This window comes from Streptomyces sp. 1331.2 (genome assembly GCF_900199205.1).
Lineage (GTDB): Bacteria > Actinomycetota > Actinomycetes > Streptomycetales > Streptomycetaceae > Kitasatospora.
Genome location: NZ_OBMJ01000001.1, coordinates 2,482,979 through 2,502,033, shown reverse-complemented (window position 1 = coordinate 2,502,033; position 19,055 = coordinate 2,482,979). Strand labels below are relative to the sequence as shown.

At 73.5% G+C, this 19,055-nt stretch carries 13 protein-coding genes and 1 pseudogene; 8 read left to right on the top strand and 6 right to left on the bottom strand.

Annotated elements, in window-relative coordinates:
* Positions 1–146 precede the first annotated feature (146 nt).
* The 3 genes from serA (at position 147) to CRP52_RS40425 (ending at position 5,837) form a co-directional block, all read left to right on the top strand.
* On the top strand, positions 147–1,733 hold the full coding sequence (gene serA, locus CRP52_RS10495) for a phosphoglycerate dehydrogenase (RefSeq protein WP_097236148.1): 1,587 nt from the start codon (positions 147–149) through the stop codon (positions 1,731–1,733).
* Positions 1,734–2,072: 339 nt separating this feature from the next.
* Positions 2,073–2,234 carry a hypothetical protein gene (locus CRP52_RS38130; RefSeq protein WP_097236147.1) on the top strand — a complete coding sequence of 54 codons (162 nt, stop codon included), beginning with the start codon at positions 2,073–2,075 and terminating at the stop codon, positions 2,232–2,234.
* Positions 2,235–2,453: 219 nt separating this feature from the next.
* Entirely contained in the window at positions 2,454–5,837 is a 3,384-nt protein-coding gene (locus CRP52_RS40425) for a S8 family serine peptidase (RefSeq protein WP_097236146.1), read from the top strand.
* A 67-nt stretch (positions 5,838–5,904) separates the two neighbouring features.
* Here the strand turns inward: CRP52_RS40425 and CRP52_RS10480 are convergent, their stop codons facing one another.
* The gene (locus CRP52_RS10480; RefSeq protein WP_097236145.1) at positions 5,905–6,111 is read right to left on the bottom strand and encodes a hypothetical protein; all 207 of its coding nucleotides are present in this window, start codon (positions 6,109–6,111) and stop codon (positions 5,905–5,907) included.
* Between the two features lie 234 nt (positions 6,112–6,345).
* On the opposite strand from CRP52_RS10480, the gene CRP52_RS39405 reads away from it, so the two are divergent.
* Positions 6,346–6,891, top strand: a complete 546-nt coding sequence (locus CRP52_RS39405; protein ID WP_257032398.1) for a hypothetical protein — start codon at positions 6,346–6,348, stop codon at positions 6,889–6,891.
* Here CRP52_RS39405 and CRP52_RS40795 read toward each other — a convergent pair.
* Positions 6,822–8,336 (bottom strand): annotated as a pseudogene (locus tag CRP52_RS40795) (YfhO family protein); the annotation flags it as partial. The gene CRP52_RS39405 and the pseudogene CRP52_RS40795 overlap by 70 nt on opposite strands.
* Before the next feature lie 214 nt (positions 8,337–8,550).
* Here CRP52_RS40795 and CRP52_RS10470 point away from each other — a divergent pair.
* From CRP52_RS10470 to cimA, 4 genes are all read left to right on the top strand, one after another.
* Positions 8,551–9,117, top strand: coding sequence for a Uma2 family endonuclease (locus tag CRP52_RS10470; RefSeq protein WP_179852747.1), 567 nt, complete (start codon positions 8,551–8,553; stop codon positions 9,115–9,117).
* 67 nt (positions 9,118–9,184) lie between these two features.
* Entirely contained in the window at positions 9,185–10,249 is a 1,065-nt protein-coding gene (locus CRP52_RS10465) for a 3-isopropylmalate dehydrogenase (protein ID WP_097236143.1), read from the top strand.
* A gap of 245 nt (positions 10,250–10,494) precedes the next feature.
* Positions 10,495–11,607, top strand: coding sequence for a branched-chain amino acid aminotransferase (locus tag CRP52_RS10460; RefSeq protein WP_097236142.1), 1,113 nt, complete (start codon positions 10,495–10,497; stop codon positions 11,605–11,607).
* Between the two features lie 376 nt (positions 11,608–11,983).
* Positions 11,984–13,588 carry a citramalate synthase gene (gene cimA, locus CRP52_RS10455; protein WP_097236141.1) on the top strand — a complete coding sequence of 535 codons (1,605 nt, stop codon included), beginning with the start codon at positions 11,984–11,986 and terminating at the stop codon, positions 13,586–13,588.
* A gap of 93 nt (positions 13,589–13,681) precedes the next feature.
* Here the strand turns inward: cimA and CRP52_RS10450 are convergent, their stop codons facing one another.
* From CRP52_RS10450 to CRP52_RS40420, 4 genes are all read right to left on the bottom strand, one after another.
* Positions 13,682–14,266 (bottom strand): GTP-binding protein, encoded by a 585-nt coding sequence (locus CRP52_RS10450; protein WP_097236140.1) that lies wholly within the window; start codon positions 14,264–14,266, stop codon positions 13,682–13,684.
* Positions 14,247–14,978: a DUF742 domain-containing protein gene (locus tag CRP52_RS10445; RefSeq protein WP_097236139.1), complete on the bottom strand. Its 732-nt coding sequence runs from the start codon at positions 14,976–14,978 to the stop codon at positions 14,247–14,249. Before CRP52_RS10445 ends, CRP52_RS10450 begins: the two co-directional genes overlap by 20 nt.
* Positions 14,979–15,139: 161 nt before the next feature.
* Positions 15,140–15,553 carry a roadblock/LC7 domain-containing protein gene (locus tag CRP52_RS10440; RefSeq protein ID WP_097236138.1) on the bottom strand — a complete coding sequence of 138 codons (414 nt, stop codon included), beginning with the start codon at positions 15,551–15,553 and terminating at the stop codon, positions 15,140–15,142.
* A 10-nt stretch (positions 15,554–15,563) separates the two neighbouring features.
* Positions 15,564–18,929 carry a sensor histidine kinase gene (locus CRP52_RS40420; protein WP_306458852.1) on the bottom strand — a complete coding sequence of 1,122 codons (3,366 nt, stop codon included), beginning with the start codon at positions 18,927–18,929 and terminating at the stop codon, positions 15,564–15,566.
* Positions 18,930–19,055: the final 126 nt, after the last annotated feature.

Genomic DNA, 19,055 nt, shown 5'->3' with positions numbered 1-19,055 from the left:
ATCCAGCCCGTCGATACACTCCGAGTGCGCGTCAGGCCCACAGCGTCGTGCGTCTACCTACGCGGCATGCCACCTTCCCCCGGCCTTTCACGCCCACCTGCGCGCCGGGGGGACCGCAGAGTTAAGGACACACTGTCGTGAGCACTGTGACATCCAAGACCGCCGTCGTTCTGATCGCCGAAGAACTGTCGCCCGCCACCGTCGACGCCCTCGGTCCGGACTTCGAGATCCGCCACTGCAACGGTGCCGACCGCAACGAGCTGCTCACCGCGATCGCCGACGTCGACGCGATCCTGATCCGCTCCGCCACCAAGGTCGACGCGGAGGCGCTGGCCGTCGCCCGCAAGCTCAAGGTGGTCGCCCGGGCCGGCGTCGGCCTGGACAACGTGGACGTCGCCGCCGCCACCAAGGCCGGCGTGATGGTGGTCAACGCGCCGACCTCCAACATCGTCACCGCCGCCGAACTCGCCTGCGGCCTGCTGATCTCCGTCGCCCGCAACATCGCGCCGGCCAACGCCGCGCTCAAGCAGGGCGAGTGGAAGCGCAACAAGTACACCGGCGTCGAGCTGAGCGAGAAGACCCTCGGCGTCGTCGGCCTGGGCCGGATCGGCGTGCTGGTCGCCCAGCGGATGTCCGCGTTCGGCATGAAGATCGTCGCGTACGACCCCTACATCCAGGCCGCCCGCGCCGCCCAGATGGGCGTCAAGCTGGTCACCCTGGAGGAGCTGCTGGAGGTCTCGGACTTCATCACCGTCCACCTCCCCAAGACCCCCGAGACCATCGGCCTGATCGGCGACGAGGCGCTGCACAAGGTCAAGCCGACCGTACGCATCGTCAACGCCGCCCGCGGCGGCATCGTGGACGAGGAGGCGCTGGCCGCCGCGCTGCGCGAGGGCCGGGTGGCCGGCGCGGGCCTGGACGTGTACGCCAAGGAGCCGTGCACCGACTCCCCGCTGTTCGCCTTCGACAACGTGGTCGCCACCCCGCACCTGGGCGCCTCCACCGACGAGGCGCAGGAGAAGGCCGGCATCGCGGTCGCCAGGTCGGTGCGCCTCGCGCTGGCCGGCGAGCTGGTACCGGACGCCGTCAACGTCCAGGGCGGCGTGATCGCCGAGGACGTCCGCCCGGGCCTGCCGCTGGCCGAGAAGCTCGGCCGGATCTTCACCGCGCTGGCCGGCGAGGTCGCCGTCCGGCTCGACGTGGAGGTCCGCGGCGAGATCACCCAGCACGACGTCAAGGTGCTCGAACTGTCCGCGCTGAAGGGCGTCTTCGAGGATGTGGTGGCGGAGACGGTGTCCTACGTCAACGCCCCGCTGTTCGCCCAGGAGCGCGGCGTCGAGGTCCGCCTGACCACCTCCAGCGAGAGCCCCGAGCACCGCAACGTGATCACCGTGCGCGGCACGCTGGCGGACGGCGAGGAGATCGCCATCTCCGGCACGCTGGCCGGCCCCAAGCAGATCCAGAAGATCGTCGGCGTGGACGCCTTCGACGTGGACGTGGCGCTCACCGACCACATGGCCTTCTTCAAGTACGAGGACCGCCCCGGAGTGGTCGGCGTGCTCGGCCGCCACCTCGGCGACGCGGGCATCAACATCGCCGGCATGCAGGTCGCCCGGGACGGCGGCGGCGCGCTGGCCTCCCTCACCGTGGACAGCGAGATCCCGCAGGACGTCCTGTCGGCGATCGCCGCCGAGATCGGCGCCCGTTTCGCGCGCTCCGTCGACCTGGGTTGAGCCTGACGGCCCCGTGGGGCCCGGACCGCCGTTGCGACGGTGGTCCGGGCCCCGCTGCGTTCCCGGGGGTCACTGCCGTCTCAGATACTAGGAAATCCAAGTATTCGTGCAGACACCGCCGGGCCGTGGCCGTACCGTGGAAGAGCCATACGGTGTGCCGCCCCTGTAGCCAGGGCGTTCGGCCCGTGTGAGCGTGCGCCATCACGGGCGGGCGACCCCTGCCCCCGCGCTCCCTCCCGTCGCCCACCGCCCCCTTCTTCGGGGCGCGCTGCGCGCGGCACCTCCGTCTCCCCGTTCTTCCGCCACGCCCTCCCGCGTGCCGCTTCCAAGGAGCCCGGTATGCCCTCCACCGCCGACCGCCACGCCACTGCCGCCCCTGCCGCCACCCCCGTCCGCGCCCCGCGCCGCCGCCGGGCCGCCGAGCGGAACCCCTTCGCGGCCGCCGCCCTGCAACGCTCGCTGGACCGCCGGGACAACGGCGGCGTGACCGGCCACCACTGACCGGCGCTCCGGGTGGCGTTCATCGGGCTACTGCTCCGACCGGGCTGACCGTCCGTCACTCCGTAGAGTGCAACCCGGGTCCATCCGAGGGAAGTTGCTCGCCCCCGCCGACGCGATCATCCTAATTTGGGGCCCCCGGAAGGGTGATCGGCGTCCGCGCGGGCGGGCGTCAGCGACACGGCGTGCGGATCAGTCCCCCCTGCCGGGGGAGAGGACCCAGTGCGTCTGCCACCCCTTCGCCGACCCGTCGCCCGGATCGGCCTCACCCTGGCCCTGCTGGCCGGGAGCGTCGCCCTCGCCGCCGCCCCGGCGGCGGGCGGCCCACCGTCCGCGGGACCACCGGGCGGCAGCCCGCCCGCAGGCCGGACGGCCTCCGTCCTGCTCGAACTCGCCACCGAGGCGGCCGGCCCCGCCTGGCAGCGGGCCGCCGACGGAGCCCGGCGGGAGCGGCGCTCCCCCGAGGCCGTCCGCCGGGAGGCCGCGCGGGCCGGTGCCGACCAGCGGTCCCGGGCCGGGGAGGCGCTGGACCGGCTCGCCGGGGCCGTCCACCGGGCGGCGCCCGCCGCCCGCGAGCTCTACCGCACCCGCACCCTGCTCACCGGCCTCGCCGTCAGTGCGCCCGCCGACCGGCTGACCGCCCTGCGGGCGCTGCCCGGCGTCCGGGCCGTCCACCCGATCGTCAACAAGCGGCGCGACAACGCCCACTCCGTCCCGCTGACCGGCGCCCCGCAGGTCTGGGCCGGCGGGGCCGTGCCCGGTGGATCCGCGCTCGGTGGATCCGCGGCCGGCGGCAACACCGGCACGGGGGTGCGGATCGGGATCATCGACAGCGGGATCGACTACACCCACGCCGACTTCGGCGGTCCCGGCACCGAGGAGGCCTTCCGCTCGGTCGAACGCGGCAAGCCCGCGCCGCCCGCACTGTTCCCCACCACCAAGGTCGTCGGCGGCAAGGACCTGGTCGGCGACGACTACGACCCGGACCCGGCCTCCCCGACCCACCAGCCGGTGCCGCACCCCAGCGACAACCCGATCGACTGCGCGCGCAACGGCCACGGCACCCACGTCGCCGGCACCGCGGCCGGGTACGGCGTCACCGCCGACGGCCGCCCGTACCCCGGGCCGTACGGGCCCGGGCTGGACCCGGCCGGGTTCAAGGTCGGCCCCGGCGCGGCCCCCGGCGCCCAGCTGTACGCGATCCGGGTGTTCGGCTGCGACGGCTCCACCGACCGACTCGCCCAGGCCCTCGACCTCGCCGCCGACCCGAACGGCGACGGCGACCTCGCCGACCGGCTCGACGTCGTCAACCTCTCGCTCGGCAGCCGCTTCGGCAGCACCGACGACACCGACGCCCTGGCCGTCGACCGGCTCGCCGCGCTGGGCACCGTCGTGGTCGCGGCCGCGGGCAACGACGGCGACGCGTACGGCATCGGCGGCAGCCCCGGCACCGCCGCCCGGGCGATCACCGTCGCCGCCTCCGTGCACGGGCACGCCGACGTGGACGGCCTCACCGTGCTCGCCCCCGCCGCCCTGGCCGGCGTCGTCCCGGCGCACTGGAGCGCGCGCTACCAGGGCTGGGCGAGCGCCGACGTCAGCGGCGAACTCGCCCTGCCCGCCGACCAGTCGGACGGCTGCACCGCCTTCGACGAGGCCGACCGGCAGCGGCTGGACGGCCGGATCGCCGTCCTCGCCTGGAAGACCGCCGAGGCCGAGCGGGCCTGCAACTCCGGCCCGCGCGCCGACCACGCCGCCGACGCGGGCGCGATCGGCGTGCTGTACGCCGCCGACACCGACCACCTCGCCGAGATCGCCGGCAACGACCGCATCCCCGCCGCCCTGCTCGCCCACGCCGACGGCGAACGGCTGCGGCAGGCCGCGGCCGCCGGGCCGGTACGGGTCCGGCTCGCCGCCCCCGGCAACCCGCTGCACGGCTCGGTCGCCCAGGACCAGCCGGCCCGCCTCGACACCCTCACCGACTTCACCTCGCGCGGCATCGGCGTGCCCGGCGTGGTCAAGCCCGACCTCGCGGCCCCCGGCGAGAGCATCTGGTCCGCCCTGGTCGGCAGCGGGGCCGGCGGCCAGCGCGAGAGCGGCACCTCGATGGCCACCCCGCACGTCGCCGGGCTCGCCGCGCTGGTGCGCGCCGCACACCCGGACTGGTCGGTCGAACAGCTCAAGGCCGCGCTGATGAACACCGGCGCCGACACCTACGTCGGCGACGACCGCACCGGGCCGGTCTACGGGCCCGAGCGCACCGGGGCCGGCCGGGCCAGGGTCGACCTCGCCGTGCGCACGCCCGTCGTCGCCTACGCGGCGGGCGAGGGCGCCGAGCAGGGCGGCGTCGGGGTCTCCTTCGGGCCGGTCGCGATCGGCGGGCCGACGGAGCTCGGACGGGACATCGAGGTCCGCAACCTCTCCTCCGCGCCGCTGAGTTACCGCACCGGCTACGCGGCGGCCACCGAACTGCCAGGCGCCGCCTTCACGGTGACCCCGGCGCAGGTCGACGTCCCGCCGGGCGGCACCGCGCGGGTGCGGGTGACGCTGTCCGTACCGGGGGAGTTGGGGCGCACCCCCGACCCGACCATCGACCGCGTGCAGGGCGGAAAGGCCCGCAGCTACCGGGGCGAACTCTCCGGCCGGGTGCTGCTGACCCCGCTCGCCGGCGGCACCCTGCCGCAGCTGCGCGTCCCGGTGTTCGCCGCCCCGCGGCCCGCGAGCGACCTCACCGCGACCGCCACCGCCCGTACCGCGCGCGACGGCACCCTCGTCACCCTCGGCGGTCGCGCCGCCCCCGGCGCGACCCCCGGCCTGGTCACCGCCCTCGCTCTCGGCGGCCGGGGCGCCCGCTGGGCCGACTGCCCGGCCGGCAGCGGCGCCGCCGTCGGCCCGGGCGCGGGCATCCGGCCGGAGGACGCCGCGGACGGGCCGGACCCGGCCCAGGAGGTCTGCGTCGACCACCCCGGCGAGCGGGCCGCCGACCTGCGGGCCGTGGGTGCGGCCGTCGACCCCGACCTGCTGTACGTGGGCGCGCAGCTCTGGGCCCCGGCGGCGACCCCGGTCGGGCTGTACGGCGTCCGGGTCTCGCTGGACACCGACGGGGACGGCACCACCGACGTCGTCCTCAAGGCCGACCGGCTGCGCGGCAGCGACGTCCTGGTCTCCCGCGCCCTGGACGCCCGGACCGGCGCCGAACTGGACGTCCAGCCGCTCAACGCGCACTGGGGCGACACCGACACCGCCCTGCTGGACAGCGACGTGCTCGTGCTGCCGGTCCGGCTGAGCGCGCTGCCCGGCGTCCGGCCGGGGCACAGCACCGTCCACTACGGCGTCTGGACGGGCGTCGCCGCCCCCGGCCTCCCGGACCCGGCCGAGGCCTTCTCGGCCGTCGGCCTGCGCGGCACCCGTCCGGCCGTCCCGCTGGACGTCCTGCACCCGGCCCTCAGCGTCCGGGCCGGTCTCACCGGCCCACCGGCGGTGCTGGCCGCCGTCGGCCCGGGCACCGTCCTCGACGTGCACCGCGCGGCGGGCGCCGACCCGGGGCTCCTGCTGCTGCACCACCTCAACCCGGGCGACCGGCGGGGGCAGGTGGTCACGCTGCCCTGACCACCTCCTGGAGGAGGGCGGCCCGCCGACGGCGATCGGCGGGCCGCCCTCGGCCTTCGGCCTCCGGTCACGCCCCGCCGGTGGCGGCGATCCGGCGGCGCTCGCGGCGCGGGACGTGGGCGGGGCGGCGGCGGGCGAGCCGGGTGAAGACCGCGACCAGGGCGAGGACGGCGGCGGTGGCGGAGGTGACGACCAGGCCCTCCGAGAGGCCGGGCGGGCGGAAGGTGCAGGCGAGCCGGGAGGCGCCCCCCGGGCCGAGCGGGACGCCGAGCATGCCCAGCACCTTGGTGGGGCGGCGGGCCGGCCGCCGTCGACGGCGCAGCTCCAGCCCTCGGTGGCGGGCACCGAGAGCAGCGCGGTGCCGGTGGAGCCCGCCGGGAGGGTGGCCGCGAGGGTGTGCCCGCCGGCCTCGACGCGGGTCGCGCCGGTGGCGGTGAGGCGGGCGACGGCGGCGTCCAGGGCGTCCGTCCGCAGGCAGCCGATCGGGCGGGCCGGGACCTGGCTCACGGTGTCGGAGCGCAGCGTCACCCGGACCACCCCGTCCGCCGGGACGGTCCCCAGCCGGTGCACGGCCACCGCCGTGGTGGGCTGCTCGCCGTCACTGCGGTACTCGGTGCCCAGGCCGCTGACCGTGCCGCGGTACCAGACGCCGTGGAAGTACGCCGTCGAACCGGGCGTGCAGGCGGCGGTGAAGACGGTGCCCTCCGTGCCGGGCGGCACCGACCAGCCGCTGGTGCCGTGCAGGGTGGGCGCGGGCCCGCCGGCCGGGACGGGCAGCGGGGCGTCGTACACCTGGCTGCCCAGCAGCGACTCCTGCCGGGACCAGACCGAGGAGGTGTCCGGGCGGGCGCCCGGCGGCAGCACCGTGATCAGCGGTGGCGCGGGTGCGCGGCCCGGGGCGAAGCCGTACGGCGGCGGCCCGTCGTCCAGGTGCGCGCGGACGCCGAACAACGCCCGGCCGACCGGGTCGGTGACGCTCGCGGTCTGCCGCCCGCCGGCCGTCCAGCCCGCGCCGAGGTCGTGCAGCAGCAGGGCGGTGACGGTCGGCAGGTAGCCGCTGAAGTAGCCGCCGCCCTGGCCGTTCAGCAGCAGCGGGTCGTTGGCGGTGAAGGCGTGCGGGCCCGGGTCGCTGCGGCCGCGCGGCCAGTCGTCGGCCGCGTGGACGGCTGCGTGCCCGGCCCGGACGGCCGTCGCGGAGATGCCGTCCGGGGGCGCCCCGCCGAGCGCCGCGTACCCGGACCAGACCGCGTTGCCGGCCACCGCGGCGCCGATCACCCAGGTGGCGGCGGCGTTCGCCCGGCGGTCGGGGTGGTGGCGGTCCAGGATCCACAGCGCGGTGAGCAGGACGGCGCCGCCGACGGTCAGCAGCACCCAGGTGGCGGGGCGCACGGAGTGCCGGCTCGCCGCCAGCCCGGCGATCACCGCGACCACGGCGGCGCCGCCCAGCAGGGTCGGTGCGTCCGGCCGGTGCGCCAGCGACACCCAGCCGGCCAGCACCAGCAGCCCGCTGAGCACGAAGGCGACCCGGTACGGCCCGCCGGCCGGGATCGCCAGGCCGTGCCAGACCAGGACGGTCGGGGTCCACACGAAGCTGAGCACCACCAGCACCAGGGCCGCGCACCAGACCGCCCGCTCGCGGATCCGCACCCGCCGGTTGAACGGCAGCCCGCACACCAGCAGCAGCCCGAACAGGCCGATCGCCACGTCCGGCAGCGGGCGCCCGCCGTGGGTGGCGGGCAGCAGCTGGGCGAGGTGGCCGCCGATCCCGGACGGGCCGAGCGGCTGCACCGGGGACTCGGGCTGCGCGCCCTGCGCGGCCCGGACCGCGACGAACAGCACCGGGGAGGCGAGCAGCACCCCGGCGGTGGCCATGGTGACGGCCCGGCCGGTGGTCCGGACCCGGTGCCGGAACGGCCGCGCGGTGGCGAACAGCCGGAGGGCGAGGAGCAGCCCGGCGACCAGGGTGGCCAGGGCCGCGGTGTAGAGGTTGCCGGCCCAGGCGAGGGCGACGCACAGCGTGCCGGCCACCCAGCGGCGCTCGTGCAGGCACCAGTCGGCGGCCAGGCCGAGCAGCGGCAGCGAGACCAGGCCCCAGAGCCACATCGGCGCGGCGCCGCCGACGTCCAGCACCCAGGCGCACAGCCCGTAGCCGAGGGCGGCGAAGACCCGCAGCCGGCGCGGGCCGGGGTGGACGCGGCCGAGCAGGTGGGCCATCAGGGCGGTGCCGAGGCCGATGGTGGCCAGGGTGACCAGGAAGACGGCGAGCGGGCCCTGGTCGCGGGGGAGGAGCGCGGTGGGCCAGGAGAACGGGTTCATCAGGTAGGCGAAGAAGTCCGCCAGGAACGGGACGCCGTACCCGCTGTTCCAGTTGAAGAGCAGGTCCCCGGCGGCCTCCCCGTGCAGCAGGTCCCACAGGTGGGCGTGGTACGGCACGGCGACCGCCTCCACCCCGGCCGGCCACCGCCCCCGCAGGCCCGCCGCCAGCGCGTACCCGCCCATCGCCAGCCCCGCCGCACCCCCGCAGACCAGCACCTCCCGCCGTCGCTCGGCCCTCACCCACGCGCCCCGTTCTGCCAGTGACCCCGGATCCCGCCACCCTAAGCGCGCCCCCAGCGCGGATTCGGTCACCCGCGCTCCCTCGAAGAGGTGGCGCCCGAGGAGGCTTTGCCGAGTAGCCTGAGAGCGCCGCCAGGATGCCCGTATGGGAGGAACCATGAGCATCGAGCCGTACCCCGACTGGCTTCGCCCGCCGGTCGGCGGATACACCGCCGAAGACCTGGACCGGCTGCCGGATCTCCCGCCGCACACCGAGTTGCTTGACGGGAGCCTGATCTTCGTGAGTCCGCAGACGCGATTTCACATGCGCACCCTCCGCAGGCTGGAGCAGGCGCTGGAGGCCGCCGTGCCGGACGGATGGGAGGTCTGCCGGGAGATGGGGGTCAAGCTCAACCAGCGCAACAGGCCCGAGCCCGATCTGGTGGTCGTGGACGAGCGGGGAGACACCGGCCCGAGGCAGACCTTTTCCGTCGTGGAGGACGTGCTGCTGGCCGTCGAGGTCGTGTCCGAGGAGTCCCAGGACCGTGACCGCCAGGTAAAGCCGCGAAAGTACGCGGCTGCCGGCATCGCGCACTTCTGGCGCATCGAGAGCGACGACGAGGGACGCCCCATCGTTCACGTGTACGAGCTGGATCCGGCCACCGGCAGCTATGGCCTGACCGGGATCCACCACAAGCAGCTCAAGCTGGAACGCCCGTTCCCGATTGACATCGACCTCACCTGACGGCGCGGCATGTCCGCATGATGGACGCGAGGTGTCAGCACCTGGGACGGCGGAGTAGGGTCCGAGCATGTCTCGCACCATTCGTCTCGCAGTTGTCCCGGGTGACGGCATCGGTCAGGAAGTGGTGGCCGAAGGCCTCAAGGTCCTGGGTGCCGTGCTTCCCGCCGATGTGAAGCTGGAGACCACCGAGTACGACCTCGGGGCCCGGCGCTACCACCGGACGGGGGAGACGCTGCCGGACGACGTGCTGGCGGAACTGAAGTCGTTCGACGCGATCCTGCTGGGCGCCATCGGTGACCCGAGTGTGCCGTCGGGGGTGCTGGAGCGCGGGCTGCTGCTGAAGCTGCGGTTCGCCTTCGACCACCACATCAACCTGCGCCCCGGCCGGCTGTTCCCCGGGGTGTCGTCCCCGCTGGCCGGCACCGAGTCCGACGGTGCGTCTCCGACACCACGCGAGATCGACTTCGTGGTCGTCCGCGAGGGCACCGAGGGCCTGTACGTCGGCAACGGCGGCACGCTGCGCGCCGGGACGCCGCAGGAGGTGGCCACCGAGGTCAGCCTGAACACCGCGTACGGCATCGAGCGCGTGGTGCGCGACGCCTACCGCCGGGCCCAGGCGCGGCCGCGCAAGAAGCTCACCCTGGTGCACAAGAACAACGTGCTGGTGCACGCCGGGCACCTGTGGTCGCGGATCTTCGCCGAGGTCGGCGCGGAGTTCCCCGAGGTCACCACCGACTACCTGCACGTCGACGCGGCGACGATCTTCTTCGTCACCCAGCCCGAGCGCTTCGACGTCATCGTCACCGACAACCTGTTCGGCGACATCCTGACCGACCTGGCCGCCGCCGTCACCGGCGGGATCGGCCTGGCCGCGAGCGGCAACATCAACCCGAGCGGCGAGTTCCCGTCCATGTTCGAGCCGGTGCACGGTTCGGCGCCGGACATCGCCGGCCAGGGCAAGGCCGACCCGACCGCCACCGTGCTGTCGGTCGCCATGCTGCTGGAGCACCTCGGCTTCGACGCCGAGGCCGCCAAGATCGAGGCCGCCGTCGCGGCGGACCTGGCCGAGCGCTCCGGCACCCGCAGCACCGCCCAGGTCGGCGACGCGCTCGCCGCCCGAGTATCCGGGTAGCGGGCCGGATCCGAAAGCGGAGTTCCGGCCGGCGGGCCGGACCGACAAGGTTTCCGGCCAGGTGGGCCGGACCGCATAACCGCAGCTTGCAGCTCTCAAAGGAGCGGGCAACTGTTCGGCACGGCCCTCTGGATGCGAGTATCGACAGTGGGCCGTGCTGCTGTGCGTTCATTCCGGCGTCAGAACGCCGAAACGTCTCTGCGGTGGTGGCGGCCCCGACCAACCCCACGGTGAAGGAAACAGCCATGAGCACGCCCACCCAGGCGCCCATCACGTTCGACCTCAAGCCCTCCGCCCACCCGCTGCCCGCAGCGGAGCGACAGGCTCGGCTGACCAACCCCGGTTTCGGCCGGGTCTTCACCGACCACATGGTCACCATCCGCTGGACCGAGGGCGTGGGCTGGCACGACGCCCAGCTGGCGCCGTACGCGCCGCTGGAGATCGACCCGGCGAACATGACCCTGCACTACGGCCAGGCGATCTTCGAGGGCCTGAAGGCCTACCGCCAGGCCGACGGCTCCATCGCCACCTTCCGTCCGGAGGCCAACGCCGCCCGCTTCCAGGCCTCGGCCCGCCGTCTGGCCATGCCGGAGCTGCCGGTCGAGACCTTCGTCGAGGCCGTCGAGCTGCTGGTGCAGCAGGAGCAGGAGTGGGTCCCGAACGAGCCGGAGCAGAGCCTCTACCTGCGTCCGTTCATGTTCGCCACCGAGGTCGGCCTGGGTGTCCGCCCGGCCAACTCCTACCTCTTCATGATCATCGCCTCGCCGGCCGGCGCCTACTTCCAGGGCGGCATCAAGCCGGTCTCGGTCTGGCTGTCCAAGGAGTACGTCCGGGCGGCGCCCGGCGGCACCGGTGCCGCGAAGTGCGCGGGCAACTACGCCGCCTCGCTGGTCGCCCAGGCCCAGGCCGCCGAGAAGGGCTGCGACCAGGTCGTCTGGCTCGACGCCGCCGAGCACCGGTGGGTCGAGGAGATGGGCGGCATGAACCTGTACTTCGTCTTCGGCGAGGGCAAGGACGCGAAGATCGTCACCCCGGAGCTGTCCGGCGCCCTGCTGCCCGGCATCACCCGCGACTCGCTGCTCCGGCTCGCCGCCGACCTCGGCTACGCCGTCGAGGAGCGGAAGATCTCCACCGACGAGTGGCAGCAGGCCAACGCCGACGGCACCCTCACCGAGGTCTTCGCCTGCGGCACCGCCGCCGTCATCACCCCGGTCGGCTCGGTCAAGTCCGCGGCCGCCGACTGGACCGTCGGCACCGGCGAGCCCGGCCCGGTCACCATGGAGCTGCGCAAGGCGCTGCTGGCGATCCAGGGCGGCCAGGCCCCCGACACCCACGGCTGGCTGCACAAGATCGTCTGATCCCGGTCGTCTCGTCCCACGGGCGGTCCGCACCGCCCCCGGCCTGCCCGTTCCGCATCGCGAGACGGGCAGGCCGGACCCCGGGGAGCTGTGCCAGACTGCGAGCGTGTCCTCGCTTTCGCTGATTATCGGCAGCAGGCGCGCCGGTCCGCAGTGACCGCTTCCGCAGGACCCGATGCGGAGCGACCACCAGCGTCCAGACCCGCGCGCAGACCTCTCGCACCCGCGAGGGGTTTTTTTGTTTCCCCGGACCGGCCGGGAGCCTCCACAAGGGGCTCAGGGACACCGGGGCGCGCCGCGGGATGCTGGACAGTGGAGCCGGGACGTGAAAATCCGGCAGAGCAGTACGACTCCCCGAAACGGAGCACCAGAGGTCATGACCGAGGTCAGCCGTACCGACGACAGTTTCCACGTGTTCGACACCACGCTGCGCGACGGCGCCCAGCGCGAGGGCATCAACCTGACGGTGGCGGACAAGCTGGCCATCGCCCGGCACCTGGACGAGTTCGGGGTCGGCTTCATCGAGGGCGGCTGGCCCGGCGCCAACCCGCGTGACACCGAGTTCTTCGCCCGCGCCGCCGCCGAGCTGGAACTGCGGCACGCCCAGCTGGTCGCCTTCGGCGCCACCCGCCGGGCCGGCGGCCGGGCCGCGGACGACCCGCAGCTCGCGGCGCTGGTCAACTCCGGCGCCCCGGTCGTCACCCTGGTCGCCAAGTCCCACGACCGGCACGTGGAGCTGGCGCTGCGCACCACGCTGGACGAGAACCTGGAGATGGTCCGGGACAGCGTCGAGTTCCTGCGCTCCCAGGGCCGCCGGGTGTTCATCGACTGCGAGCACTTCTTCGACGGCTACCGGGCGAACCGCGAGTACGCCCTGTCGGTGGTGCGCGCCGCGCACGAGGCCGGGGCCGACGTGGTGGTGCTCTGCGACACCAACGGCGGGATGCTGCCGGCCGACGTCCGGGAGATCGTCGCCGAGGTACTGGCCCGCACCGGCGCCCGGCTCGGCATCCACGCCCAGGACGACACCGGCTGCGCGGTGGCCAACACGCTGGCCGCGGTGGACGCCGGCGCGACCCACGTCCAGTGCACCGCCAACGGCTACGGCGAGCGGGTCGGCAACGCCAACCTGTTCCCGGTGGTCGGCGCGCTGGAGATCAAGTACGACCGCCGGGTGCTGCCCGAGGGCCGGCTGGCCGAGATGACCCGGATCTCGCACGCGATCGCCGAGCTGGTCAACCTGGCCCCCTCCACCCACCAGCCGTACGTCGGTTACTCGGCCTTCGCCCACAAGGCGGGCCTGCACGCCTCCGCGATCAAGATCGACCCGGACCTGTACCAGCACATCGACCCCGAGCGGGTCGGCAACACCATGCGGATGCTGGTCTCCGACATGGCCGGCCGGGCCTCCGTCGAGCTCAAGGGCAAGGAGCTCGGCTACGACCTCTCGGCCGACCGCGACCTCGCCGGGCGGGTGGTGGCCAAGGTGAAGGAGCAGGAGAACCTCGGCTACACCTACGAGTCCGCCGACGCCTCCTTCGAACTGCTGCTGCGCGACGAGGTGCGGGGCAGCCGGGACCGCTTCTACACGCTGGAGTCCTGGCGGACCATCAGCGAGCAGGGCCCGAAAGGGCTCTCCGGCAACGAGGCGACCGTCAAGCTGTGGGCCAAGGGCGAGCGCCGGATCGCGGTGGGCGAGGGCAACGGCCCGGTCAACGCGCTGGACCAGGCGCTGCGCACCGCGCTGGAGGGGATCTACCCGCCGCTGGCCACCTTCGAGCTGGTGGACTACAAGGTCCGCATCCTGGAGGGCCAGCACGGCACCGGCTCCAAGACCCGGGTACTGATCGAGTCCACCGACGGCACCGTCACCTGGTCCACCGTGGGCGTGGCCGACAACGTGGTCGCCGCCTCCTGGCTGGCGCTGGAGGACGCGTACACCTACGGCCTGATCCGGGCCGGGCTGGAGCCGACCGAGTAGGCGCTCCCCGGCGCGAGGTGAGGCCTATGGACCCGAGGTCCATAGGCCTCACGCGTACTGCTCAGCGGAGTCGGGGCTCCGCGGAGCGGGGGTTCAGCGGAGTCGGGCGAGGAGGGCGTGTTCGACGAGGGTGATGAGGGCGCTTTTGGCGCTGTCCCGGCGGCGGGCGTCGAGGGTGATGACGGGGGTGTCGGTGCCGAGTTGGAGTGCTTCGCGGACTTCGTCGGGGGTGTGGGGCTGGTGTCCGTCGAAGCCGTTGAGGGCGACGACGAAGGGGAGTCCGCTGTTCTCGAAGTAGTCGAGGGCGGGGAAGCAGTCGGCGAGGCGGCGGGTGTCGACGAGGACGACGGCGCCGATGGCGCCGCGGACGAGGTCGTCCCACATGAACCAGAAGCGGTCCTGTCCGGGGGTGCCGAAGAGGTAGAGGATGAGGTCTTCGTCGAGGGTGATGCGGCCGAAGTCCATGGCGACGGTGGTGGTCGTCTTGCCGGAGACGTGGCTGAGGTCGTCGATGCCGGCGGAGGCCGAGGTCATGACGGCTTCGGTGCGCAGGGGGTTGATCTCGGAGACGGCGCCGACGAGCGTGGTCTTGCCGACACCGAAGCCGCCCGCAACGACGATCTTCGCGGAGGTGGTGGCGCGGGTGGGGGCGGCCGCGTTAGAGCTTGCGAAGTCCACTGAGGACCCTTTCGAGCAGCGTGACGTCGGGCTGGTTTCCGGATTCGCCGCCGGAAGCGGGCTGGTGGATGGCGACCAGGCCGGCTTCGGCGAGGTCGGCCACGAGGATGCGGGCCACTCCCAGGGGAAGGGAGAGCAGCGCCGAAACCTCTGCGACGGACTTGACCTCCGTGCACAGCGTGCAGATCCGCTGGTGCTCGGGGAGGAGGGTGGCCAGGCGCTGCGGATCGACGTCGGCGGAGACCAGTGCCTCCAGCGCGAGTTCGTAGCGCGGCCGGGTGCGACCGCCGGTCATCGCGAACGGGCGGATCAGCGGGCCGGAGTCGGGCTCGTCCTCGAACTCCTCGACGTGGCCGGGCTCCTGGGCCAGCTGGTAGCCGGGGGCCGGGTCGGGCGTCGGGGCCGGAGTCGGCCAGCCGTTCGACTGCGGGCCGGGCGCCGGGGCGCCGTACGAGGGCTGCGGCCGGCCGTACTGGTCGTACTGGCCCTGGTGGCCCTGCTGGCCCTGCTGCGGGTCGTACTGACCCTGTCCGCCGTGCTGGTCGTGCTGGCCGTACTGCTCGTCGGGCCGGGAGTACGGGTGCTGGGGCTGCCCGTACTGGTGCCGACCGTACTGCTGACCGTGGCCGACGCCGGGTGCTCCGAAGGCGTCATGGCCTGTGCCAGGGTACGGAAGACCGTACTGGCCGCTGCGGTCGTCGGGCGGTGTCACGGTTCCTCTCCTCACAAGGTGCGGCGGTGCGGTGCGAGCTTCGGCGCAGGTCCGGAGCCGGTGGTGCGAAGGCCGTACAACGTCCGAACCCGAGCCCGCCGAAGCGGGCCCGGGAAGGACGCGGAGGTACTTCGAATACCTGGACGGTATCCGACGAACCGTCAGTGCAGGAGACTGCCCTGGAGTTCCGCGCGGAGTGCGGGGGTGAGGACGGCGCCTGCGCGGTCGACGAGCAGGGCCATCTCGTAGCCGACGAGGCCGATGTCCGAGTCGGGGCTGGCCAGGACGGCGAGGGCGGAGCCGTCGCTGATGGCCATGAGGAACAGGAAGCCCCGTTCCATCTCGACGACGGTCTGGTTGACCTCGCCGCCCTCGAAGATCCGGCTGGCGCCGGAGGTGAGGGAGGTGAGGCCGGAGGCGACGGCGGCGAGCTGGTCGGCGCGGTCGCGCGGGAAGCCCTCGGACATGCACAGGAGGAGGCCGTCCGCGGAGACCACCACGGTGTGGGACACCCCGGGGGTGTTGTCCACGAAATTGGTGATCAGCCAGTTCAGGTTCTGTGCGGCCTGGCTCATCTGAGTCAACTCAACGCTCCTGGTGGTTCGAGCCGCCGAAGAGATCGGTGCTGCGGTTCTGTCCGTTGCCGGACTGGTCTACCTGATCGGGGTCGATCCGGAAGCTTCCGGTGTTGCCGGCGCTGCGGCCCTGCTCCACACCGCGGCGCAGGTTGGTGAGGCGGCCACGGACCTCCTCGGGGCTGCGGGAGACCTGCGGCCCTTCCTGCGGGGCGGGCGGGGCGGACTGGGCGTTGCCGGGCACCAGGTTCTGCTTGGGCACGCGCCGCGGCAGACCGGCCCCGGTGGTTCCGGCGGAGGAAGGCTCGCGCAACTGCTCGGCCCGCTGCCAGTCGCCGTCGTTCGGCGACTGCCAGGCGGTGCTGGCGGTCGGGCCGGTCGGGCCGTAACCGCCGAGCGAGGACACGTCGTGGCCGCGCGGCTCGGGGGTGGCGGAGGTGTCCTTGGCGCCCGCGAACCAGTTCGGGGTCTCACCGGACGAGCCGGAGTTGACCGGCGCGCTGCCGAGGCCGCCGCCGGCCAGCTGCTCGCCGGGGCGGCGCTGCGGCAGCCCGGACGCCAGGGTGGAGCGGGGCTCCTCGGCGGCGGGCAGCGCGGGCGGCTCGGGGGCGTACGGGTGGCCGGCCGGGGCCTCCTGGGCCTGGCGGCCGTACTGGTCGGCGTAGTCGTCCTGCTGGTAGCCGCCGCCGTCGTAGCCGTACTGGTCGTCGGCGTACTGCTCGTCGGCGTAGGGCTGCTGGTCGTAGCCCTGCTGCTGCTGCGGGTACCGGCCGTAGGCGTCCGGGCCGTACCCGTCCTGCCGGTAGCCCTGCTGCTCGTAGCCGTACTGGTCGTCGGCGTAGGGCTGCTGCTGGTCGTAGCCCTGCGGGGCGTACTGGTCGTAGCCCTGCTGGTAGTCCTCCTCGACCTCGGCGTCCACGACCGGCGGCTCCTGGCCGCTCTCCAGGGCCGCGCGGCGGACCTGGTCGAGGCGCTGCGAGCGCTGGACGGCCTCCAGGGCCGGGCTGAAGCCGGAGGAGCCGGCGTTGCCGACACCGGTGAGGTGGTCGTCGAAGCCGAGTTCGGCGGCGCTGCGGTTGCGGTCGTCGGGCGCCCACTCGGAGGTCGGCTGCTGGTCCGCGAAGATCCGGGAGACGGTGAACTGCTCCTCCGGCTCCGGCGCGGCCCCGCCCTGGGTGACGAACGGCGGGAGCATGACCAGCGAGGTGGTGCCGGCCGACTCGCCGGACGGGCGGAGCTGGACGCGGATGTCGTGCCGCTGGGAGAGCCGGCCGACCACGAACAGGCCCATGCGGCGGGAGATGGTGGCGTCGACCGTGGGCGGCTCGGCCAGCTTCTCGTTGATCTCGGCGAAGTCCTCGGCGGTGAGGCCGATGCCCTTGTCGTGGATCTCGACCAGCACGCGGCCGTCCGGCAGGCGGGTCGCGTTGACCAGCACCCGGGTCTGCGGGCTGGAGAACGAGGTGGCGTTCTCCAGCAGCTCGGCGAGCAGGTGGACGAGGTCGGTCACGGCGGCGCCGACGACGTCGACCTCCGGGATGCCGGAGAGCTCGACGCGCTCGTACTGCTCCACCTCGGAGGCGGCGGCGCGGAGCACGTCGACCAGCGGGACCGGGGTGTTCCAGCGGCGGCCGGCCTCCTCGCCCGCGAGGACGAGCAGGTTCTCACCGTTGCGGCGCATACGGGTCGCCAGGTGGTCCAGCTTGAAGAGGTTCTCCAGCTGGTCCGGGTCGGCCTCGTTGTTCTCCAGGTCGGTGATCAGCGCCAGCTGGCGCTGGATCAGGCCCTGGCTGCGACGCGACAGGTTGGTGAAGATCGCGTTGACGTTCCCTCGGAGCAGGGCCTGCTCGGCGGCGAGCGCCACGGCCTGCTGGTGGACCTGGTCGAACGCCCGGGCGACTTCGCCGATCTCGTCCTTGCCGTGCAGCGGGATCGCGGTCACCGAGGTGTCGACCCGGTCGGGGTCGGTCTTGGAGAGCTTCTCGACCAGGTCCGGCAGGCGGTGGTCGGCGATCTCCAGGGCGGCGCTGCGCAGGGTGCGCATGCCGAGGATCATCGAGCGGGCCACGTAGCCGGTGAGCAGGCCGGCCAGGATCAGCGAGGCGACGACGATGACCGTGTTGAGGATGGCGTCGTAGAGCGCGTTGTCCTTCAGGCTGCGGGAGTCGGTGAGGACGTCGTCCAGCAGCGTGACTTCGGTGTTCCGCAGGGCCTGGATGTGGGTGTTGGCGGCCTGGTTCCAGTTGTCCGGGGTCAGGCCGGAGGCCTTCGCCTCGGCGAACGACGCGTCGGCGGCGGCCTTGCCCTTCAGCTGGCCCTCGGCGGCGGACTGGCTGTACGCGGCGGCCAGGGCCAGCAGGCCCTGCATGGTCGGCGCGGAGCCGTTCGGCATCTTGTACGCCGAGCGGTCCTGGGCGGTGGCCAGGGCGACCTGCGCGTCCGAGTACTTCCTGGCGTCCTCGGGGGCGCTACCGGTGTTGAACTCGTTGAGGGAGACCTGCTCCAGCTTCTCCGCGACCACGATCTGCTGGGTCGCGTCGGCGTTCTCGTACCGGGTGGTGCCGTTCTGGGCGATGCCGACCAGCAGGTGCAGCATCAGCGCACGCTGGGTCGAGGCGGAGGCCTTGGCCAGCGACATCGCGTAGATCGCGCGGCCCTTGCTGGTGGCGTTGGAGGAGCCCATGCCGACCGAGTTGTCGTAGGCCAGCAGCGGCGCGAACATCGTCGAGTAGGCGCTCGCGGTCGCGCTGAGGAACAGCTCGGGGCCGTACGCGTTGGCCCGCAGGTGCGGCAGGTCGGCGACCAGGATCTGGAAGGCGTCGTGGCGACGCGGCAGCTCGCCGGACTTGTCGGAGGCCTCGTAGGCGGCGTTGTAGGCCTTCAGCGCGGCGTCGGTGTCGGCGCGGCGCTTGGCGACCTCGTTGTTCGGGTCCTGCTTGGTGAGCAGGGGTATGAGCGTCTTGTCGCGCTCGTTCTCCAGGGCCTCGGCGAGTTCGGTCGCGGCCTTGGCCAGCTCGGCGGTCTTCTCGGCGCGGGACGCCTTGATGTAGCCGTCGACCGAGGTGTTCACTCGCAGACCACCGAAGACGAGACTGATGATCACGGGGATCAGCAGGATCGCGATCAGGCGGGTCGGCACGCGCCAGTTGCGCGGGCGGAGGAAGTCGTACCGTCCGGAGCCGCCGTCGCCGCCCTGGGAGCCGCCGCTGCGGGGCGCCGTGGAGAGGCTCGGGGGGCTCGCGGCGGGGGTGGCCTGGGGGCGTTCCTCGGTGGGAGTGAACGCGGAGAATCCGGCCTGCTCCCCGGGGGTACGGTTCGGCTCGCTCTGGCGGGGCTCGGAGCGCCGCTGCGGGGCGGGTTGCTGCTTACGCCTCACTCGACAACTACCTCTCGGCCGACAGCCGGCCATGGATCAATCCAGCGCTACCCCCGGGCCCTGACCCGCTGCCGGACGGCCGGCGCGGGAGATTCAGGGGTAGCTGGAATTTCAGCACGTGCAGGG